We start from the raw sequence: 21,971 nt of genomic DNA on the forward strand, positions 1-21,971 counted from the left end.
TTTCCTTCTTTGTATGCTATACTTGCCCTAATTGAAAAGCAACCTTCAGGGCAGGGTGAAATTCCTGACCGGCGGTGATGACGTAAGTCTAAGCCCGCGACTCACCACTCGGGATCAAAGTGTGGTGACTGACTTGGTGTGAATCCAAGGCCGACGGTATAGTCCGGATGGGAGAAGGTATTTGTAGCTGTTTTCCTTTTTTAAACGAAAAGGTGAAACAGCTTGTTCCCGTATGCCCTAATTCACATTAGGGCATTTTTCTTTTTCTGAAGAGAAGGTGCAATTCAATACAAGAACCACCATGTCATAAAGAAAGGAGGACGAATAGTTGAGAGATGCAGACTTTATGAGGACGGCAATCGAACTGGCGAAAAGCACAACGGGTCAAACTAGCCCCAATCCCATGGTAGGAGCAATTGTTGTAAAAGATGGCGCGATCGTTGGAGTGGGAGCTCATCTCAAAGCAGGAGAACCACATGCAGAAGTACACGCCTTACGTATGGCTGGAGAAAAGGCGCAAGGTGCTACGATTTATGTCACCCTTGAGCCATGCAGTCATCATGGGAGAACACCTCCATGCGTAGAAGCGATCATCCGTGCAGGGATATCCCAGGTGGTTGTGGCAACAGTTGATCCCAATCCGCAGGTGGCAGGACGGGGCGTAAAGATGCTGCAGGAGGCGGGTCTGGACGTGAGAGTAGGCGTGCTGGAGGCGGAGGCACACGAATTGAACGAGGTATTCTTTCACTACATCACGACGGGAAAGCCTTTCGTCACAGTGAAAACAGCGAGTACACTCGACGGGAAAATTGCAACGGGAAGCGGGAATAGCAAGTGGATTACCGGGGAACAGGCGAGAGAAGAAGTCCATCTCATGAGACACCGTCATGACGCCATTTTGGTCGGTGTAGGTACGGTGATTCAGGATAATCCTGCGCTTACAGCCAGAGTAAACGAGCAAGGAAGACAACCGGTTCGCGTCATCCTTGATACGCATCTGCGTATTCCGATGACAGCAAGGGTAATCACAAATAGTGAAGCTCCTACATGGATTATTACTTCAAAAAATGCTTCACCTGAACGAATCACGGCGCTAACTTCCGGGCACGTACATGTGATTGTACTGGACAGTGAGGCCGTAACGATTCAAGCGGTTCTACAAGTATTAGGGGAAAACGGCATTACTTCGCTTTTTGTAGAAGGTGGCAGTGCTGTAAATGGATCGTTTCTTCAAGAAAAGGCGATCAATAAAGTAATCAGCTATCTTTCCATGAAGCTAGTCGGTGGAGCACTTGCTCCTACAGCTTTTGGCGGGGAAGGCTATACAACGATGAATGAAGCGGTCAGGTTAAACAAGGTGACCGTTGAGCAGGTTAGTGAAATGGATTGGCGGGTTTCCGGGTACCCTGTTTGGGACAATGACGTGCTGTAATTGCGCAAGAGGAAGTGAAGGGTATGTTTACAGGAATTATCGAGGAAGTTGGCTGGATCGAAAGAGTCGAAGGAGGGTCACAGGCAGTCAAGCTTACCGTAAGGGGCAAGAAGGTGCTCGAAGGGGTTAGTCTCGGGGACAGTATTGCTGTTAACGGCGTTTGTTTGACTGTTACAAGGTTTACCGGGACATCGTTTGTTGTCGATGTAATGCCAGAGACACTTCGCAAAACCAGTTTGAGTCGGGTACGACCGGGAATACCTGTCAACCTGGAGCGGGCCATGGCTTTGGGAGATCGCTTTGGCGGGCATATCGTATCTGGGCACGTGGACGGAATTGGTACGATTTTTTCTCGCCAATCGTATGGCAATGCGATACTTTTCCGAATTACGGCTTTGCGAGAACAACTAAAATACATGGTCCCCAAAGGGTCGATCACAATTGATGGAATCAGCCTGACCATTATCGATGTAACAGAAGAAGATTTTACGATTTCCATTATCCCGCACACCCTTGAGCATACAAACTTACGGATTAAGCAGCCAGGGGATATTGTGAATCTTGAGAACGATATGTTAGCGAAATATGTTGAACGGTTACTCACGTGGCAGACGGATGACAGACAGCAGGCAGGGGACAAAGCGCATCTCGGCCTGGAATACCTAAAGGAACACGGGTTTGCCTAAAGGGTAGGAAGTTCAAAAAGGCCGGAGACTCCAGGAGGAAGCTGATGTTACATTCAATCGAAGAAGCACTAGCTGATTTGCGAAATGGGAAAGCAGTAATAGTTGTAGACGATGAAGATCGTGAAAATGAAGGGGATTTTGTCTGCATGGCAGAAGCGGCTACTCCCGAAATGATCAACTTCATGGTTACGCATGGGAGAGGTCTCGTGTGTGTGCCAATCTCAGAAGAGCGGGCAGAATCATTAGGGCTCAAACCAATGGTAGCCAATAACACGGATAAGCAAGGAACGGCATTTACCGAATCAATCGATGAAATATCTACACATACAGGTATCTCATCCTTTGAACGTTCACGCACGATTCTGGCGATGATTGACCTGGCGAAAGGAGCTTCTGACTTTCGAAGACCCGGTCACATTTTCCCGCTTGTTGCCAAAAAAGGCGGGGTATTGCGAAGAGCAGGTCACACGGAGGCAGCAGTTGACCTGGCACGATTGGCAGGAGGATTTCCGGCGGGAGTTATTTGTGAAATCTTGAATGAGGATGGGACGATGGCTCGATTGCCCCAGTTAGCTGAAATTGCCCAGCGCTTTGATCTCAAGCTGATTTCCATTGAGCAGTTAATCCAGTACCGAACCCAAAAAGAGAGTTTGGTTACAAGAGAAGTAGACGTCCAGTTGCCAACCGAGCATGGGGATTTCAGAATCGTCGCCTTCACCAATGAAGTGGACAACAAGGAACATGTTGCTCTGGTCAAGGGAGATATCACTACGGGTGAGCCTGTTCTGGTTCGGGTACATTCGGAATGTTTAACAGGAGATGTATTTGGATCATACCGTTGCGATTGTGGCCCGCAATTACATGCTGCGCTCAGGCAAATTGAGCAAGAGGGCAGAGGAATTCTGTTGTACATGCGCCAAGAGGGGCGTGGGATCGGGTTGATTAACAAGCTTCGGGCTTATCAATTGCAAGAACAAGGAATGGACACGGTCGAAGCCAATGAAAAACTGGGCTATCCGGCTGACTTGCGTGATTACGGGATAGGTGCGCAAATCCTTAAAAATTTGGGGGTAAGCCAAATCAGGCTAATGACGAACAATCCTCGCAAATTGAGAGGACTCAAAGGCTATGGATTAGAGGTAGTCGATCGAATTCCGATTGAAATAGCAGCACACCGTCACAATCAGCAATATTTACGCACGAAACACGAAAAACTGGGACATCTATTACAGATGATTAAGGAGTGAAGTATTCGATGAAAACATATGAGGGATATTTAGTCGGAACCGGATTGCGAATGGGGATTGTTGCTGGTCGATTCAATGAGTTCATTGTAAGCAAACTGGTAGGCGGGGCGACTGATGCGTTGAAACGGCACGGGGTTAACGAAGAAGATATCGAAATTGCCTGGGTACCGGGTGCATTCGAAATTCCGTTGATCGCACAAAAGATGGCAGAGTCAGGAAAATACGACGCTGTGATTACGCTTGGAGCGGTAATTCGAGGCTCTACTCCACATTTTGATTATGTCTGCAATGAGTGCGCAAAGGGTGTCGCATCGATTTCTTTGCGGACAGGCATCCCTACGATTTTCGGTGTTTTGACAACGGATAGCATCGAGCAGGCAATTGAACGGGCGGGAACCAAAGCTGGCAACAAAGGCTGGGAAGCGGCTACGGCGGCTATTGAAATGGCTTCTTTAAGTAAGCAATTCGCAAAGTAAGGATGTACCTCTAATCAGAACCATCTGGCAGGCAGTAAGCTTGTCAGGTGGTTTTGTCTATTTTGTGAACTTTATGAACTTAATTATGCTAATCGTCTTTATCCAACTTATGTTCGTAAACTATAAATTCTGAAAATTGGGTGATAAGATTCCTTCAAGAGAAAGTAAACGCTTTCAAAGGGGGAAGTTTCATGAAAAAGAATAAGTGGATTCTTGCATTAGCATCAGGTTTGTTAGCTGTAAGCTTGACTGCCTGTGGTGGCGGAGGAACGGCACCTGCAGGAGGGGGCAAAGATAGCGCTGCAAGTAAATATCCAGAGAAACCAATCATTGTAGTTGCACCATCTGGAGCAGGTGGCGGGTGGGATAAAACCGCACGTTCCTTTACCAAAGTTCTTTCAGAATCCAAAATTGTTGAGCAAACCATGACAGTCGAGAATAGACCGGGTGGCGGCGGAGCGGTATTCATGGCCGAATACGCAACACAGGACAAAAAGAATGATTACAAGCTTTTCGTAAGTTCTCCACCGATTCTGATCAATAATTTGAAGAAAGAAGGAAATAGCCCATACGGTTATCAAGATACGACTCCATTGGCACAGTTGACCAAAGATTACGGAGCAATCGTAGTAGCATCCGGTTCAAAATACGCTGATCTGAAGGCACTTATCGATGATTTGAAAGCTGATCCTACCAAAGTTACTTTTGCAGGTGGATCTGCACCGGGTTCCATGGACCATTTGGTTGCGGTACTGCCAGCATTTAAATCCGGAATCGACCCAAAATCCGTGAAGTATGTGTCTTATGATGGTGGTGGAGAGGCGATTGCTGCATTGCTCGGCGGCAACGCAGACGTAATCGCTACGGACGTATCCAGTGTGGGTGAATATCTGAAAGCAGGCAAAGTGAAAGTGCTGGCCGTTTCTGCAAAAGAAAGACTTCAAGGTAATTATAAAGACATTCCAACGATGAAAGAACAAGGGGTAGACGCTGACTTCACAATCTGGCGTGGTGTATTCGGTCCAAAGGAAATGTCAAAAGATGCAAATGCTTACTGGACAGAAAAAGTGAAAGCTCTCTCCGATAGTGATCAATGGGGTAAAGAGCTTCAAGCAAATGGTTGGGAGAAAGAATTCAAGAGCGGGGACGAATTCAAATCTTTCCTTGGCGAGCAAGAAAAATTGTTAAAAGAACTGCTGACCGCATTGAATATGGCGAAATAGTTATTTCGCTCCTGAGTAGGAGGGGAAGGGTCTGCTCTTCTCCTCTATTTACTCTCAGCAAAGGAGGTACAGAACGTGAGCAAGACATTTGATCGATTTGCAGCATTAGCTTTTTTGGCCATTGGTATAGCTTTTGCCATAGAAAGCCGAAATATTTCCGAAACTGCCTATGGCAGCAACGTTGGGCCCGATATTTTTCCGATGGGGCTTGGAGCTTTACTTGTCCTGTTAAGTATCAAACTTTTCACAGAAACATTGCGGTATAAAGATGCGAATAACAAAGGCAATGCCTTGGATTATAAAAGATTTGCCATCATTCTCGTCGCTGCTGTACTATATGGACTTTTTTTAGAGGATTTGGGCTATATCATCTCTACGTTCTTATTCTTGCTGGTTGGCTTTCAAACGATGGAAAAAGGAAAATGGATCTCAACCTTCATAATCTCGGGATTATTTGCAGGGGGAGTTTATTACGTATATGTTCACATTCTAGAAGGAACCTTACCCGGCTGGCCGGTCTGGCTAAGTTAAGGAGGAGGTCACAAGCATGAGTACAATGGGGTATTTACTTGATGGTTTCAGTGTTGCACTTCAATGGAATAATATACTATTCGCTTTTGTAGGTGTTTTGATCGGTACGGCTGTCGGGGTGCTCCCTGGGATTGGACCGATGAGTGGGGTAGCACTTTTGATTCCAGTTACAGCTTCATTTACAGGGGGATTACCTCCAGAAGCTGCGGCTACTAGTTCGATCATTTTACTTGCTGGTGTTTATTATGGAGCAATGTATGGAGGATCAACAACTTCGATTTTGCTCAATACGCCAGGAGAATCCTCTTCGGTGGCAACGGTATTGGATGGTTATCCTTTGGCAAAGCAAGGACGAGCTGGAGCTGCTTTATCGATTGCAGCCATCGGATCGTTTGTCGCAGGGATTGTTTCACTTGTAGGGTTAGTTTTTCTTGCGCGACCACTATCAGAAGTAGCTCTAAAACTTAGTCCTGCCGATGAATTTTCCTTGATGATTCTTGGGTTGTGTGCGCTTAGTGGATTGGCAGGGAAATCTACTACCAAGGCGTTGATCATGACTGTATTTGGCTTGCTGCTCGCCACGATTGGAATTGACGCTGTGTCTGGCGTTACACGTTTTACTTTTGAAATGCCACAATTGTATGGTGGACTGGAGTTCTTAACAGTAGCAGTCGGATTGTTTGCTCTTGGAGAAGTATTTAAAACGATTCTTGAAAAAGATACGAATAATGGTGAAATTGCCAAAATCAATAAATTGCTCCCTAGCAAGCAGGAGTTAAAAGACAGTGTTGGACCGATCATTCGTGGTTCACTGGTGGGATTTTTTAAAGGAATTGTGCCTGGTTCTGGAGCTACCTTAGCTTCTTTCCTTGCCTATCTATTGGAGAAAAAAATCAGTAAAAATCCGGAGAAGTTCGGAAAAGGAGCGATTGAAGGTGTTGCTGCTCCTGAATCAGCAAATAACGCTGCTTCGGGTGGAGCTATGATCCCCCTATTAACTTTGGGTATTCCCGGCACAGGGACTACAGCCGTATTGATGGGTGCTTTAATTATGTATAACGTTCAGCCAGGCCCGTTATTATTTGAAGAGCATCCATCCATTGCTTGGGGATTAATTGCAAGTATGTTTGTAGGAAATCTCATGCTGCTTATTCTCAATTTGCCTTTAGTGAAAATTTTTGCAAAATTGATTGAGACTCCAGCAAAATACCTGATTCCGATGATCATTGCCATTTCCTTCTTTGGAGTATATGCAGTACAAATGGCCACTTTTGATCTAATGCTTTTAATTGCTTGTGGTGTTGTCGGTTATTTCCTTGCGAAAAATGACTTCCCAATGGCTCCGCTTGTGTTAGGTCTTGTACTAGGTCCAATGATTGAAAATAATATGCGTCGGGCGCTTACCATTTCCAATGGTGATTTTATGGTCTTTATTGAAAAGCCAGTTTCCTTGATCTTTTTGATCATTGCTGTTTTGTGGATTACCGTACCTGTAATCATGAAGCTGAGAGGGAAAAAAGTGATTGTTAATGAGGAAGGCTAATCCAAATAGCTGATACGTAACGGCTTGTTTTAATTCCAATTGGGAGTTGAGCAAGCCGAATCGTGATTTACGGACTGTACACGTATGCAATGATTGATTACAGTTAGCTTACCCGTACTGGCGGCATTTTTGAAAAGGAGGTGGGACATCAATGAAGTTGCAATACAAGCTGATGCTGCTCATCTGTTCGTTGTTGTTTATCGTGATCGTCGCAATCGGTGCTATTTCTCAAATCATGCAGGCACGGGCGCTTAAAGAACAGATCGGATTGCGCGCATTGAATGTAGCTGTCACTGTGGCTTCCATTCCTGAAATCAAGAATGCTTTTAGCCAACGGGAGCCCTGGACTGTTATTCAGCCAATTGCGGAAAAGGTACGGCTGAGAACAGGTGCTGAATTCGTTGTAGTAGGAAACAGAGAAGGAATTCGATACTCCCATCCCATTTTTGAAAGAATCGGCAAGGAAATGGTTGGCGGAGATAATCATCCTGTTTTGGCAGGTCAATCGATCATTTCTGAGGCTGAGGGTTCCATGGGTCGCTCGTTGCGAGGAAAAGCACCAATCTTGGATGATGATGGGAATGTAATCGGAATCGTTTCGGTAGGTTTTCTTATCCGGAACATTGAAAATGAAGCCATCTATTCTCTGCATAGACTTATTTTGTTTGGCACAGCGATGCTTGTCTTGGGGATTAGTGGGGCCATTCTGATTGCCTACAACGTGAAACGATCAATTTTTGGTCTGGAACCGACGGAAATCAGCCGTTTGTACCAAGAGAAATTTGCCATTCTGGAATCGATTCGGGAAGGAATCATTGCCGTTAATACAAAGGGCACCATTACGTTGGCCAACCAAACGGCTGTCAAACTTTTGGGGCTAGCAGAAGGTACGGATATTACGGGGAAGTCCATCGCTGATTTCATTCCTACTTCACGTATGCTGGAAGTCACGCAATCGGGAAAAGCTGAATTTGATCAGGAGTTGGTGCTGGGAGACAATGTTGTCGTTGTGAACCGCCTGCCTATTTACGATCATAAATCTCGGATCATCGGAGCGGTGTCCAGTTTCCGAAGCAAATCCGAACTGTATCGCTTGACAGAAGAGGTCACACAAGTACGCAAATACGCAGAAGCCTTACGTGCACAGACCCATGAGTTCTCCAACAAGTTATACATGATATCTGGCTTGATTCAACTGGAATCCTATCAAGAAGCACTCGACGTTATTACACAGGAATCGAATGTTCAACAGAACTTGATTCAATTTATTATGAAGGAAATCCCTGATCCGATGATAGGCGGGCTGTTGATTGGCAAGTTTAATCGTGCCCAGGAGTTAAAGGTGAATCTAATTATCGATCGAGAGAGTTCCTTGCGGGATGTTCCCAAAGGGTTGGACCGTAATGCAATGGTTACGATTATTGGAAATCTGCTTGATAATGCCATGGATGCCGTCCTGGAAACCGATCATCTCGAAAAGGTCGTGACGATCTTTTTCACGGATTTAGGTGATGATCTGATTATTGAAGTAGGTGATAATGGGAAAGGGATTCGCGAGGAAGCAGCCGATAAAATATTTGAGTTGGGGTATTCAACTAAGAATGGCCTGGATCGAGGATTTGGACTGGCTCTGTTGAAAAAAGCAGTTTCACAATTACAGGGATATGTTACATTCTCCCGAAACACACTCGGTACGGGAACTCTTTTCACTGTCGTCATTCCTAAACATGCTGGTAAAGAAGGTGACCCGAAACATGCAGGGTGAGGCTGTTACAAGTAAAATATCGGTTTTGATTGTAGAAGATGATCACCGGATAGCTGAAATCAATCGTCGTTTTGTCGAGAAGGTAAGAGGTTTTGAGGTAGTAGGAATTGCAACCGATCAGACACAGGTAAAAGAGCAGTTGGAGATCCTCCAGCCTGATCTCGTCTTGCTGGATATTTACTTTCCCGATATGAACGGTCTGGAGTTGTTGCGATTCATACAGCAAGAGCATCGATCCTGTGATGTAATCATGATTACAGCCGGCAAAGAGGTAGAAAAGGTGACAGAAGCGATTCGTGGTGGAGCCTTTGACTATATCGTCAAACCTGTTATTTTTGCTCGATTTGAAGCCACTCTTGAGCGGTATCGGGATTTCTATTGGAGTATCAAGCGATTAAAGCAAGAGGGGCACCAAATCGATCAGGATGAAATTGATCAGCTTTTGCAAGTAAACAGCAGGAAGGGTGCAAAAGAATGCTACTTGCCGAAAGGAATCGATCCACTGACTCTTGATAAAGTAGAAGTAGTCCTGAAACAAGAGTCAACAGGAATTACTGTCGAGAAAATTTCCAAGGAAATGGGGATCAGCAGGTCAACAGCCAGAAGGTACCTGGAGTTTCTGGTAACGAAAGGGGAAGCAACCGCCGATATCTCTTATGGAGCCGTGGGAAGACCGGAGCGGGTTTATCTGTCAAAAGAGAAAATGTAAGATAGAATTTCTGAGAAAGACAAGCTTCCAAACAAAATACGGGGAGATGGAAGAACTTTGTTGGAGACAGCATTTTTTATTGGGCTTACTAAAATTATCCTTGTTAACTTGGTTTTAAGCGGTGACAATGCTGTTGTTATTGCGCTGGCTTGTAGAAATCTTCAACCACAACTTCAGAAAAAAGCGGTGTTCTGGGGAAGCTTCGGAGCAATCGGTCTGCGGGTGATCCTGACGTTTGTCGCCGTTTGGCTGCTGAAAATCTCGTTCGTACAACTGATCGGTGGAGTCCTCCTTCTCTGGATCGCTGTGAAATTATTGTCGGGTGAGGAGGAAAGTGATGATATTAACGGTGGTTCCAGCCTGAAGGAAGCCATCAAGACAATCATTATTGCCGATCTGGTTATGAGTCTCGATAATGTTGTGGCAGTAGCTGGAGCGGCTAATGGTGATATTGTGCTGATTATCATCGGTCTGGCTGTCAGCATTCCATTAATCATCTGGGGAAGCCAGTTATTAATGCGTTTAATGCAGCGTTTCCCAATTATTGTTACGCTGGGAGCTGCCCTCTTGGGTTACACAGCAGGGGAAATGATTATGGGTGACAAAATTGCAGGCGTATTTTTAGAAGAAGTATGGAGTGGTCTTCATTCTGTTCTCCCTCTTTCTCTGGCAGCACTGGTAGTAGGAATCGGCAAATTGATTTCCATGCGCCAAAGTAAGAGCAATGACGTTTCGGTTATAAATGAAGCGACTGAGGTATCTGAATAAAGGTAGAGAGACAAAGAAAGTGGCTTAAGGGGAGGGGTTTCGCGTATGATCATCAATGTGAACCAGATTTCCTGGGAGCGGGAACAAAGCATCCTGAAAGATGTGTCGTGGCAGGTAAAAGAAAATGAACACTGGTGTATGGTCGGCTTGAATGGCTCAGGTAAAACGACGCTATTGAACATGATTAACGGGTATCTTTGGCCAACCAGAGGGAGTATTCAAGTGCTGGGGCACACCTTTGGTGAGGTCGATTTGCGGGATTTACGCAAACAGATTGGTTGGGTAAGCTCTTCCCTGCAGCAAAAATTGTACGGAAACGAGACAGCTCTGGACATTGTATTGAGTGGAAAGTTTGCTTCGATTGGTCTTTATGATCGTACGGATGCTAAAGACCGGGAAGAGGTACAAGAGTTACTGGAGTTCCTTGGCTGCGGCAAATTGAGTTACCGCACATACAATACCATGTCACAGGGAGAGAGACAAAAAATTCTGATTGCCCGGGCACTGATCGCTTCTCCCAAGCTCCTGATCCTCGATGAGCCTTGTTCCGGGCTGGATATGTTCGCCCGAGAGCACTTGCTGCGTACCATAGAGACAATCGCTCACAAGCCAGATGCCCCTACCATGATCTTTGTCACGCATCATATTGAAGAAATCCTTCCTGTTTTCTCTCAAACGTTACTGATGAGGGAGGGATCGGTCTTCCACGCAGGGACTACGAAAGAGACAATTACTTCATCGGTATTGAGTGAGTTTTTTGGTGTGCCGATGGTCGTTCACTTTCAAAATAATCGATACTGGGCAAACATGGAGTTTTCGTAAATCCTGACAATCTGAGGTTTTTTCAGACGTTTTTCCCATATAACTAATATAAAGGGGGGAAGCAGATGAGTGAGGCCTCAGTGCGAAAAGAAGGATTTGACGTATTTAAAAGCCCTTCTAAAGGGTTGATGAACAAACAACAAGTATTCGAAGAGCTGGCACGTGCCATGACGAAGGCCCCCGGTAAATATGAAATTGTTGTGGGAGCAGACTCCCAGCTTAGAAGGAAGAATACATCATTTGTCATTGCCATTTGCTTTATTCATACAGGAAATGGTGGAACCTTTTACTATCAACAATTCCAGGAGCCGCGAATATCCTCTCTGCAACAGCGAATTTATACAGAAGCTACTTATGCGGTAAGTATGGCTTCGGAGCTGCGTGAGTTTTTTCATGAATGCCATATCACTGTCCCGATTCGAATCCACTACGATATTGGGGAGAATGGGCCGACGATGAAATTCGTCAAAAGATTAATCCACCTGGCCCAAATGAATAACTTCGAAGCATTCGTAAAGCCGGATTCCTATGGAGCTTCCGTCGTTGCGGATAAGTTTACAAAATAATCAATGCAAAAACGCTTAACCACTGGGGTTAGCGTTTTTTGTTGTATTGTGGCGACTGATAGCGAAACATTTTCTGGTATGTCAGCCTGTAATATGGCAGGGTCTCCCTCTCAACTGACGAATTACCTAATAATGGTTTTCGGGTGTCTCACGGAACGGAACGTCTTTTTACGTTGGGAGGGGAAGGACTGTGGATGCGACATTTTCCTTACAGTTCAATGGAACGTTCTGCAAGGTAACACAATTTATCCAACGGTTACAACATGCGGCCTTTCTTGTAGATAGAGCAGGAACCATTTTGGAAGTAAATGAGGTTTTACTTCATGTTACAGGTTTCTACAGACAAGAATTAGTTGGCAATTCCTTTCATCAGGTTGTTCCTTATCAGGGAACAATGGAGCAGTTTCACACAGATTTAACCTATTTGGAATCGCAACAAACGGAGCCCGCAGACATTGAATGGAGGACCCAACAAGGAGTTACAGGGAAGACCCCGGTGATGGTGTCAATTCAACAAGCCGAACAACCATTTTATCTGGTTCACATGTATCATTTGACTAAAGTGTTGGATGCTACCCTACAGCATCGATTTGTCAGTCAACTAACCACGGATATTAACCTTGGAGTAGTTGTTTTAGATGATGTAGGACGTATCGTTGAAATCAGCCAACTTGCTTGCAAACTCCTGGGAGTAGAACGGGTTCAAGTCATTAATCAGCATGTCGATCAGGCATTCGCCGGAATTCCAGAAGAATACCGTCTGATTCAGCGAGAAGTACTGGAAGGCGTGAAAGTGCAAAACAAACCTACCTCCTGGACGAATGACAATCAACGCTATGAACTGCTGGTAGATTCCAATACTCTGCAAGATGAATCAGGGCAAAAGGTTGGTGCCTACGTTATTTTCAAAGACGTGACAAACCTCCGATCCTTCGAGCAAAAGATTGAGCGCAGTGATCGACTTGCCATGATCGGGCAGATTGCTGCAGGCACAGCACACGAAATTCGGAATCCGTTGACGTCAATCAAAGGGTTTCTCCAAATGTTTCTCCAGTTGTTTACGGAGAAGGAGATGTCTCGTGAGCGCAGCTATACCGAGATCATGCTGACCGAGATTAACCGGATCAATTCGCTGGTCAGTGAGTTCCTCCTGCTCAGCAAGCAGCGAGATGTGCAGTATCAACTGGTCGATTTGAATGTGGTGTTTGATGAGATTCTGCCGATTGTAGAGAGTCAAGCTCTCCTTCACGGGATCGAAGTGAAATATAAACCAGGCGGACGCCTTCCGATGGTGGTTGGTGACACCGAGCTGTTGAAGCAAGTGTTCCTCAACATCAGCAAAAACGGAATTGAAGCGATGGGTAACGAGGGGAGACTCTCTATCTCCTATCACTATGAAAAGCAGGGTGACAAATTGAGCATCGACATACATGATACGGGCCCTGGTATACCACTGTATGTGATTGACAAGATTTTTGATCCGTTTTTTACGACAAAAGAAGAGGGAACGGGCCTTGGGTTATCTGTTTGCCAGAAGATCATACATGATATCGGCGGACAAATCCGGGTTTCCTCCAAAGGATACGGAACTACCTTTCACATTCTCTTGCCATATATGTAGGAAACAAGCGCTTCTCATGGTAGAGCGCTTTTCTTCTTCTCAGCCCGCTGCCCTCCTTTTTGAACAGGCTCTGATAGTGTATAATAAATAAGATTAGCTGGAGAATTCATAGAGCAAGCAGATAAATTAGGGAGTGGCAACTGATGGCTTATACTGCGCTTTACCGCGTATACAGACCGCAAACTTTCGGAGATATTGTCGGCCAGGCGCACGTAACTACTACGTTACGAAATGCGTTGCGAGAGGGACGACTTTCCCACGCCTATCTGTTTAATGGACCTCGGGGAACAGGTAAGACAAGTGCCGCCAAAATTATGTCGAAGGCAGTGAACTGTGAATCACCACAAGACGGCGAACCGTGTAATGAATGCCCATCGTGCAAAGCAATCACATCGGGCACAGTGACGGACGTCTTGGAAATCGACGCAGCTTCCAATCGCGGGGTTGAAGAAATCCGTGATATTCGAGATAAAGTAAAATTTGCGCCAAGTGATGTTTCGTACAAAGTGTACATCATCGACGAGGTGCATATGTTGACTACGGAGGCATTTAATGCACTGCTTAAAACTTTAGAGGAACCGCCTCCACATGTGCTGTTCATTCTAGCCACGACAGAGCCTCACAAGCTTCCGGCTACCATTATTTCGAGATGTCAGCGCTTTGATTTTCATCGGATTGCTCTCTCAGAAATGGTAAACAGGCTTCGTGACATCTGCGAAAAGCAGAATGTGCAAGTAGAGACGCAGGCCCTTCAACTTGTTGCCAAGATGGCTGAAGGCGGAATGCGGGATGCGCTCAGTTTGCTTGATCAGGCACTAAGCTTTAGTGGAGATCATGTAACAATACAGGATATTTTGCAAATTACCGGCTCTGTCTCCCAAACGTATTACTCGACGATGGCCAAACAAATTGCCGAGAAAGACATTGCTCTCGTCATGCAGGAACTGGAGCAGGTGATGGCGCAGGGAAAAGATCCTGAACATTTTTTACAGGACTTCATGTATTATTACCGGGATATGCTGTTGTTCAAGACGGCTCCTGGTCTGCAAGAGATCGTTGAGCGAACATTGGTCGACGATCAATTCTCAACGGTAGCCGAGCTTTATACTTTATCGAATCTATATGATATTATCGAATCATTAAATCAGTCACTTGCTCAATTGAAGTGGTCTACCTACCCTCGAATTCTGGTAGAGCTATCACTAGTGAAGCTGTGTCACCAAATGCAGGGTATAGACTCTTCCCCTAAACAGAGCTCTCCGACCAATGCAGCAGTTCCACAGCAAGAACTGGCGACGCTGGTCAATCGCATTCGGGCGCTGGAGGAGCGTGTCGCTCAGGCAGCTTCACGCAACCAGCTTACGGGACCTGCACAGGAGGAAGCAGCTCCGCAACAAGCAAGAAGACCTGTTGTTCCGGCTGGCTCAGGCAGTTCACGTACTCCGCTGAACAAGGTTCGTGATGTGATTCGCACCCGTGACGAAGCCCGCACACAGAAAATTCGCAGCCAGTGGGGGCAAATACTGACGGAAGTGAAAAAGGTTCGAATCCAGCATTATGCATGGTTGGTCAATGGTCAGCCGGCGGGAGTGAATCAGGATTCTGTCGTTGTGGTATTCAAAAGCCCGATTCATTGCGACAAAACGATGGAGCCTGAATTGAAGGGCATCGTGGAAAAAGCCCTTCAGGACGTAAGTGGTGCGCCCCTGCAGTTACTCTCTGTAATGGAGGATCAATGGCAAAGTTTGTTGGACCAAAGCGGCGTGGATACGGAAGAAAAGCAGGAAGACCCTTTTGTAGCGGAAGCGCTGAAGCTCGTCGGTGAACAACTGCTTGATATTAAAGATTAATCACAAAACAAAGCGGTCGAAGTACCAATCCTAAGGAGGAATACCCATGAAAAACATGCAACAGATGATGAAACAAGTGAAGAAAATGCAAGAAGATATGCAAAAAGCACAAGAGCAATTAAAAGATAAATTTGTAGAAGGCACTGCAGGCGGCGGAGCGGTTCTTGTAAAAGCGAACGGCCACAAGCAAGTAGTTGATATCGTTATCAAGCCTGAAGTAGTTGATCCAGAAGACGTGGAAATGCTGCAAGACCTCGTACTCACTGCCGTAAACGACGCATTGCGCAATGCAGATGAATTGGCAGGAAAAGAGCTTGGACGTTTCACAGGCGGCATGAACATTCCAGGACTTTTCTAGAACAAAACGGTCATGACCATTTTCCCCTCTCATCCCCTCTCGTCGGGGGACTGAAACGTCGGGGGACTGTAACGTGTTGACCGCAAGCGGTCATATCAACTTTTATGAAAAACGTCGAGACGTTTTTCACAAGGATAGCTAAGGTACAGAAGGAGTAGAGATCATGTTCTATCCAGAACCGGTATCCAAATTAATTGAAGGCTTTATGAAGTTGCCAGGCATTGGTCCCAAAACGGCGGGCCGCCTGGCGTTTTTTGTACTGAATATGAAGGAAGACGATGTGCTTGATTTGGCCAAAGCACTGGTTAATGCGAAGCGACAGCTACATTATTGCTCCGTCTGCAACAACATTACCGATTTGGACCCGTGTCATATCTGTCGGGACAAGCGTCGTGACGGTTCACTGATCTGTGTGGTTCAGGAGCCCAAAGATGTGGTAGCAATGGAAAAGACACGTGAATTTGAAGGCTACTATCATGTGTTGCACGGGGCGATTTCTCCGATGGACGGTATCGGTCCAGAGGATATTCGAATCCCCGATTTGTTGAAGCGATTGGCTGATGAACAGGTGAAGGAAGTCATCCTTGCGACGAATCCCAATATTGAAGGGGAAGCGACAGCCATGTACATCTCCCGTTTGATTAAGCCGTTCGGGATCAAGGTAACACGCATTGCCCATGGATTGCCAGTTGGCGGTGATCTGGAATATGCCGATGAAGTAACACTTACCAAAGCGCTCGAAGGAAGAAGAGAGTTATAATTATTTTAAAAGATGGACCGACTCAGATTGTGGAGAGCTCGGTCCGTATTTGTAATCGTCGGGAATTTCCGTTTGTTGTGATTTTTTTATAGGACGAGGCATAGAGTAAGGATAGGAGTGTGAACTGATGTATACAGGACTTCAACTGCGCCATGTTACTCCATGGTCTCATCGAACGAGACGTTGGGCACTATTGCTTTGTATTGGTTACGGACTGAATCTGTTGATGGAACTCCTGATGCTGCGTTTCTCGATTGGCGAAGATGGACAATGGGTGGTTTCAACACAGACTGATCTTGATACATGGATGGTCCTTTTCATCATGGCAGTTGGTGTATTTTGTTGGACAGGGCTGATCGGGTTTGTAATCAGTTACTTTCGAGAACAAAGAGAGACTCAATATTTTTGGTACGAAGATTGTGTAACAGGTACCGACTTCCTGTATACCATCGCATGGCTCCAGGTTTTCAGCACGATTCTTTTAACGGGTTATGCCTTCTTTTTCTCTTATCCTATCTTTTCGGAAGGGTCAGTAGCTGGAATCATCGAGACAGCCTCCATTCAGTTGTTCATTCTGATAGTGGCCATTCTGATGTTTCATGGAAGATGGCACGTAATAGGCTTCACTCGACCTAATCATTTGGGCCAGATGTTGTTAGGAATCCTGATTATCATGGGCTTTATCTTTTTTGCACTGGATGCGTATCTGACCAATCCAATTGCGGATTACTTCAATTTGTCATTGGAATCAGAACGAGAGCAAGGGATTCAGCAAGGAATTGTACAAGCCAAATCATCGAACTGGTTAAATGGAATCGTCTCGATTGCCGTCGTAGGAGTGTTTGTACCGATTGCTGAAGAAATCCTGTTTCGAGGGGTTATTCAAACATATCTGGTGCGCAAGTGGGGGGCTATCATCGGGATCGTGGCTACGAGCTTTTGGTTTGCCATCATGCATGTGGACATCGCTTTGTTTTTACCGCTGTTCGTGATTGGCTTGGGACTGGGATTTGTGAGACATCGCTACCAGTCGATATGGGGAGCGATACTTTTGCATAGCCTGAACAACCTGGCAAGTGCCATGCAGTATTTTACGTAAATAGTCGTTGGGGGGAAACGGGATGATGAAGTGGCTTGGCAAAAACAAGAATCGCAAAGTGATCAAACTGGACTGGCAAGCTTTGACGGATGCCATTGAGCAGGCACGAGGAGATTGGCAGCTTGCACAACAGTTGCTGGATGTCACTGAGGCAAGGGATGTAGACCATTCGATATACTACCTGCACGTGACAGAGAAAAGGTATATGTATCTGTTGGATCAGGCAAAAGCCTTGTATGAGAAGAAGCGGGCATTGGAGGCTTAAGTGATGGGGACTGAATGGATAGTTGCCTTTATCGTCATCGGTGTATTGTTATTGGTAGCAGCTAGCAAGTCCATGACCAAGCCGTTACGGTGGGTTGGGCTTCTGGCTCTCAATGTTGTCATTGGAGCGATCTTGCTGTTTTTTGCAAATCTGATTGGTGAAATGGCTGGCTATCACATCCCGATCAATCCCGTAACTGCCGTTCTCACAGGTTTTCTCCGCATTCCTGGAGTTTTGGCGTTGATCGGTATAAAAATGTTTATTATGTAATTCTTGTACCCTTGCTGAATGGTTTACGTTAACAGGAAGGATACACCTACTTTTATTTTTCTGATAGAGAGCGTAAAGCAGTCCTCTCAGACAAACTACTTGGATTAGCTTGCCAAGCCTCCCCCGATAAAAGCGATAGAGTAAATTGTTGTAAATGGTCTGTTCTCGGTGACAGGCCATTTTTTTTGTAGAAAGGGGCAACAAGCTGAAGTATAAGGTATATAAAAATTAACGAATAATTCATATTTTATAAATTGTTAAAATATATAAACAAATTGACAAATATTCCATATATTGTAAATAATAGGTGAGCAAAGATTACATATTTTTACAAAAAATGATATTCATAGAATGTTCTCTTTGTAATACCATAATCAGGAGGTAGAGAAAATGAAAGAAAAGGTTGTTAAGGTATTATCAACAGTAGCCATTCTAAGTTGTTTTTCAACTACTGTATTTGCTTCTGGGGAAGTGCTTGGATGGACGGAAGGAGAAGAAGTGAGTACGACAAAAGCATCGTCAAAAAATGTGATTTCACCAGCAGAAACAATCGAATATCCAGATTGGCATAATGGTTATACAGAAAGTAATCCAGAAGACTCTGATACGGAACGTGCGGTGGCTGAAACCGGATGGGAGGGTGAGTATCATTACTCCCGCGCACGGATGGTAATGTACTTAACAGGTGAAGTTCGTCTCGACAGTGGACGAGTTTGGGATTGGGATGAAACGACAGCAAAGACTGATTGGGGAGTAACAGAATTAGTAGCCAAGACTTATTGGGGTAATTAAAAGAAAATAAGTCCGTAAATTAATAGTGGTGAAATCGCCTTTTTAAGGTGGTTCCACCACTATTATGAAAGGTAAAGATAGGATGGGTAAAATCACATTTAAAAATATTCTAAGAGATGGAAGCCTCTGGGTTGCTATTTTATACGTTTTATTAAGTATCATTCTTGTTTCAGCGAGCTTTTTTCATGTAAAACAAATAGAATTAAGCACATTGACTAGAGGCCTGTATGGTGCAAACAGTTTATTTTTTAAGAAAGCTGAGGATAAAGGGCCACTAGATTGGAGACTACTTGATACTCAACAAAAGTACACAATCTTTAAAGAGCTTGAAACTACTGAAACTAATGTATTAGCAATATATTATAAAAAGGATACTTACAGTCCTGGGATGATATCCGGAAGATTCTTTCAAGAAAACGATTTTTATAATGGGAAAAACCTTGCAGTTGTTGGGCAAAAAATAGATATGGGCAACTTTATCCACAAGAACGGTAAAATGTACTACAAATTTCATGGTAAGGATTATGAAATTATTGGAATTATGGGGGCAATGTATCAATCCAAAATTGATACAACAATATTATTAAATTTAGACGCTGTTGATAATGGGGATTTTTCCCAAGATAATACTTATGTTATGAATATTGAAAAAGGAGAATCAATTAAGAAAAACAATATTTTGGTCTTTAAAGATAATATATTAAATATTCATGTTTTTGATCGAGGAGACAGTGGAGCACAGAGATATGTGAATATAGGATTATTTCAAGACTGGCTCCTTATCATCGTAATTTGCTTGCTAATAAGTTCCAGTATACTATTTACTGCTTATTGGATGAGGAAGAAATATTCGGAAATATGGATTCTCTGGTTAGTTGGAATCACAGTTCGAAAAACTTGTCGAAAAATTGTTGTTACTTATCTGGCAATAACGCTGATGAGTTACTTTCTCGTGTGTTTTATGAGCTACCTAATAGTAGTACCGTATATGTCAAATCAAGATATGGTGATAACTTATTCTGAAAATCTCTTAAAAGGATATGGAATAATCCTTTTATCTTCATTAATCTCTGTTAGAGTATCTGTAAAAAACATAGTAAAACAGATGACAGTGAAAGGATATATATATAAATGAAGATGATTTTTGATGAAGTTATTGAAAGTATGAAGAGAAAAAAGGTAACTGCCTTCCTCATTTCCATTACTACTCTCGTATTATTTTTTGCCATAACTGTATTGTACATAAATTTTATTCACGTCGAATCAAAATCAGAAAAAGTTGGATCATTAAAAAATCTAGTTAGTTACCAACTTTCAGACACCTTACTTGATCCCAAGGAATTGAAGAAAACCATGAATGATCCAAAGTTTTTGCCAAGATTAAAGAATTTTTATAAAAATCTTGAATCTAACTTGGGAGATAAATATATTTACTTATTTAATCAACCCATTGCTCTGCTAGGGAATAAAAGCAATAGTGAAAAATTTAATACTGGATATGAAGATGGACGAAAGGCTAAAGCATTTTTTATAAATAAGAAAGGCCCCTACCACTCGGTAAAGGCCATTCAAATGAATCAGCAAGCAATAGACAGTTTTTCAGTTCAGGTATCAGAAGGTGAAAATTTCACACAGGATGACTTCAAGAATCTTGGTTCCAATCTGGTTCCAGTGTTATTAGGTGCGGAGTATAAAAAGATATATGGGAAAGGTGATATCCTGGAAGGGAATTACTTGAAAAAAGATATCAAGTTATTTGTAAAAGGTTTTATTCAACCAAATACACTCGTTTATAACTCCAATAACCCGGAATTATATCTGGATAGGTATATTCTCATGCCAGCTCAAGATTTTATTGGCTCTTTTTCAAATGAAGATGAGATTGCTTTTCAACAGAAACACTATCTTCAGCTCATAAATGGAAGCATTTATAGCACAGGAAATGAGTTTTCGGTCAGAAAAAAACTGGAGAAAGTAAAAATTTTATCTGATTTTTCGGATACAGTAATAATTGGAGCCAACAGTCTCCCGTTGAATCTAATATTTTCGGCAATTCAGGAGAACATATATTTGTTAAGTATTATGATTTTAACTGTTTTAGTAGTGTGTATTATCGGTATTTCCATACTATTAGTGACAAAATTAAATGAAAATCTAAAGAATATATGCATTCATCTTATCTCAGGAGCTACGGTATATCAAATTATTACATATATGATGGTCGAAATATTGGTAATGGTTGGTGTTCCTGGGGTATTCATTATTACTTTATATATTTTGTTTATTAATATAAACACCTGGGTTTATATATTGATCATTCTAGCTTGTATTTTGATCATTCTGCTCATGTCAATAATATCGATCATGATTCAATTTAATAGATTTCAAATTAGTATGTTTCTTCGGCGAACGGAGTGATAAAGTGATTAACATTAACGGCCTCAAAAAGTCTTATTTAGTTGGCACCAAGCCGTTTGAAGTGCTAAGAGGGATTGATTTAGAGGTTAAATCAGGTGACATGATTGCCATTATGGGCAGAAGTGGTTCTGGTAAATCTACTCTATTGAATATTATTGCGGGATTAGATAAATGTGAAAATGGAACTTATTTGTATAATGATCAAAATGTAAGTAATATGAACCATTCTGAATTAGCTAATTTCAGAAAAAAAAACATTGGATTTATTTTGCAAAATTATGCGTTGATTGACAGTAAGAATGTTTTTCAGAATGTGGCACTGCCTCTTTACTACAGTAAGAAATCCAAAAAAGAAATTCAGGAAAAGGTTGAGCATACTCTTTTGTTATTAGGGATAGAAGAGTTAATGTATAAGTCAATTGAGATGTTATCAGGTGGAGAAATGCAGCGGGTTGCCATAGCTAGAGCACTAATTCAAGACGCTGAACTGATTTTGGCAGATGAGCCGACGGGATCGCTTGATGAACAGACCGAAAAAGAGATTTTGTCGATTTTTAAAGATCTAAACAAACAAGGCAAAACAATTATTATCGTTACACATGATCAACAAGTAGCAGATATATGTCACAAAACTTATCTAATAAAAGAAGGAAGATGTTTAGCCGTTACGATGGGTCGGACTTCTGGCACTTAATGTCGTCATTGGAGCGATCTTGCTGTTTTTTGCGAATCTGATTGGTGAAATGGCAGGCTTGTGTCTAGCAGAATAG

General features: G+C 43.4%; 24 protein-coding genes and 1 riboswitch. All 24 genes read left to right on the forward strand.

What is annotated here, in order from left to right; translation table 11 throughout:
- Positions 1-37 precede the first annotated feature (37 nt).
- A riboswitch (FMN riboswitch) is annotated at positions 38-183 on the forward strand.
- 145 nt (positions 184-328) lie between these two features.
- The gene (ribD, locus tag ACPW7N_RS14885) at positions 329-1,432 is read left to right on the forward strand and encodes a bifunctional diaminohydroxyphosphoribosylaminopyrimidine deaminase/5-amino-6-(5-phosphoribosylamino)uracil reductase RibD (protein ID WP_425651891.1); all 1,104 of its coding nucleotides are present in this window, start codon (positions 329-331) and stop codon (positions 1,430-1,432) included.
- 23 nt (positions 1,433-1,455) lie between these two features.
- A complete protein-coding gene (locus ACPW7N_RS14890; RefSeq protein ID WP_425651892.1) occupies positions 1,456-2,118 on the forward strand; it encodes a riboflavin synthase in 663 nt (220 codons plus the stop codon).
- A gap of 44 nt (positions 2,119-2,162) precedes the next feature.
- A complete protein-coding gene (locus ACPW7N_RS14895; RefSeq protein ID WP_425651893.1) occupies positions 2,163-3,365 on the forward strand; it encodes a bifunctional 3,4-dihydroxy-2-butanone-4-phosphate synthase/GTP cyclohydrolase II in 1,203 nt (400 codons plus the stop codon).
- 8 nt (positions 3,366-3,373) lie between these two features.
- Positions 3,374-3,841, forward strand: coding sequence for a 6,7-dimethyl-8-ribityllumazine synthase (gene ribH, locus ACPW7N_RS14900; RefSeq protein WP_425651894.1), 468 nt, complete (start codon positions 3,374-3,376; stop codon positions 3,839-3,841).
- Between the two features lie 191 nt (positions 3,842-4,032).
- Positions 4,033-5,064: a Bug family tripartite tricarboxylate transporter substrate binding protein gene (locus ACPW7N_RS14905; protein ID WP_425651895.1), complete on the forward strand. Its 1,032-nt coding sequence runs from the start codon at positions 4,033-4,035 to the stop codon at positions 5,062-5,064.
- 75 nt (positions 5,065-5,139) lie between these two features.
- Positions 5,140-5,595: a tripartite tricarboxylate transporter TctB family protein gene (locus ACPW7N_RS14910; protein WP_425651896.1), complete on the forward strand. Its 456-nt coding sequence runs from the start codon at positions 5,140-5,142 to the stop codon at positions 5,593-5,595.
- A gap of 16 nt (positions 5,596-5,611) precedes the next feature.
- Entirely contained in the window at positions 5,612-7,138 is a 1,527-nt protein-coding gene (locus tag ACPW7N_RS14915; protein WP_425651897.1) for a tripartite tricarboxylate transporter permease, read from the forward strand.
- Between the two features lie 151 nt (positions 7,139-7,289).
- Positions 7,290-8,903 (forward strand): ATP-binding protein, encoded by a 1,614-nt coding sequence (locus ACPW7N_RS14920; protein WP_425651898.1) that lies wholly within the window; start codon positions 7,290-7,292, stop codon positions 8,901-8,903.
- On the forward strand, positions 8,893-9,612 hold the full coding sequence (locus ACPW7N_RS14925; protein WP_425651899.1) for a response regulator: 720 nt from the start codon (positions 8,893-8,895) through the stop codon (positions 9,610-9,612). The genes ACPW7N_RS14920 and ACPW7N_RS14925 overlap by 11 nt, the downstream gene beginning before the upstream one ends.
- Before the next feature lie 60 nt (positions 9,613-9,672).
- Positions 9,673-10,380: a TerC family protein gene (locus ACPW7N_RS14930; protein ID WP_425651900.1), complete on the forward strand. Its 708-nt coding sequence runs from the start codon at positions 9,673-9,675 to the stop codon at positions 10,378-10,380.
- Positions 10,381-10,425: 45 nt separating this feature from the next.
- On the forward strand, positions 10,426-11,202 hold the full coding sequence (locus ACPW7N_RS14935) for an ABC transporter ATP-binding protein (protein ID WP_425651901.1): 777 nt from the start codon (positions 10,426-10,428) through the stop codon (positions 11,200-11,202).
- Positions 11,203-11,267: 65 nt separating this feature from the next.
- The gene (locus tag ACPW7N_RS14940) at positions 11,268-11,768 is read left to right on the forward strand and encodes a ribonuclease H-like YkuK family protein (protein WP_425651902.1); all 501 of its coding nucleotides are present in this window, start codon (positions 11,268-11,270) and stop codon (positions 11,766-11,768) included.
- 190 nt (positions 11,769-11,958) lie between these two features.
- Positions 11,959-13,389 (forward strand): ATP-binding protein, encoded by a 1,431-nt coding sequence (locus tag ACPW7N_RS14945; protein ID WP_425651903.1) that lies wholly within the window; start codon positions 11,959-11,961, stop codon positions 13,387-13,389.
- A gap of 143 nt (positions 13,390-13,532) precedes the next feature.
- Complete coding sequence (dnaX, locus tag ACPW7N_RS14950; RefSeq protein ID WP_425651904.1) at positions 13,533-15,239, forward strand: DNA polymerase III subunit gamma/tau; 1,707 nt, start codon at positions 13,533-13,535, stop codon at positions 15,237-15,239.
- 46 nt (positions 15,240-15,285) lie between these two features.
- The gene (locus tag ACPW7N_RS14955; protein ID WP_425651905.1) at positions 15,286-15,597 is read left to right on the forward strand and encodes a YbaB/EbfC family nucleoid-associated protein; all 312 of its coding nucleotides are present in this window, start codon (positions 15,286-15,288) and stop codon (positions 15,595-15,597) included.
- A 163-nt stretch (positions 15,598-15,760) separates the two neighbouring features.
- Positions 15,761-16,357, forward strand: a complete 597-nt coding sequence (recR, locus tag ACPW7N_RS14960; protein ID WP_425651906.1) for a recombination mediator RecR — start codon at positions 15,761-15,763, stop codon at positions 16,355-16,357.
- Positions 16,358-16,484: 127 nt separating this feature from the next.
- Positions 16,485-17,456 (forward strand): CPBP family intramembrane glutamic endopeptidase, encoded by a 972-nt coding sequence (locus tag ACPW7N_RS14965; protein WP_425651907.1) that lies wholly within the window; start codon positions 16,485-16,487, stop codon positions 17,454-17,456.
- Positions 17,457-17,478: 22 nt separating this feature from the next.
- Positions 17,479-17,721 (forward strand): DUF2508 family protein, encoded by a 243-nt coding sequence (locus tag ACPW7N_RS14970; protein ID WP_425651908.1) that lies wholly within the window; start codon positions 17,479-17,481, stop codon positions 17,719-17,721.
- Between the two features lie 3 nt (positions 17,722-17,724).
- Entirely contained in the window at positions 17,725-17,991 is a 267-nt protein-coding gene (locus tag ACPW7N_RS14975) for a pro-sigmaK processing inhibitor BofA family protein (protein ID WP_425651909.1), read from the forward strand.
- Between the two features lie 390 nt (positions 17,992-18,381).
- Positions 18,382-18,783, forward strand: a complete 402-nt coding sequence (locus ACPW7N_RS14980; protein ID WP_425651910.1) for a hypothetical protein — start codon at positions 18,382-18,384, stop codon at positions 18,781-18,783.
- Positions 18,784-18,847: 64 nt separating this feature from the next.
- Positions 18,848-19,918: an ABC transporter permease gene (locus tag ACPW7N_RS14985; RefSeq protein ID WP_425651911.1), complete on the forward strand. Its 1,071-nt coding sequence runs from the start codon at positions 18,848-18,850 to the stop codon at positions 19,916-19,918.
- A complete protein-coding gene (locus ACPW7N_RS14990) occupies positions 19,915-21,201 on the forward strand; it encodes an ABC transporter permease family protein (RefSeq protein WP_425651912.1) in 1,287 nt (428 codons plus the stop codon). The genes ACPW7N_RS14985 and ACPW7N_RS14990 overlap by 4 nt, the downstream gene beginning before the upstream one ends.
- A gap of 4 nt (positions 21,202-21,205) precedes the next feature.
- A complete protein-coding gene (locus tag ACPW7N_RS14995) occupies positions 21,206-21,895 on the forward strand; it encodes an ABC transporter ATP-binding protein (protein ID WP_425651913.1) in 690 nt (229 codons plus the stop codon).
- 7 nt (positions 21,896-21,902) lie between these two features.
- Positions 21,903-21,971, forward strand: coding sequence for a hypothetical protein (locus ACPW7N_RS15000; protein WP_425651976.1), 69 nt, complete (start codon positions 21,903-21,905; stop codon positions 21,969-21,971).

This window comes from Brevibacillus nigriterrae (assembly GCF_049846925.1).
Classification (GTDB): Bacteria; Bacillota; Bacilli; order Brevibacillales; family Brevibacillaceae; genus Brevibacillus_H.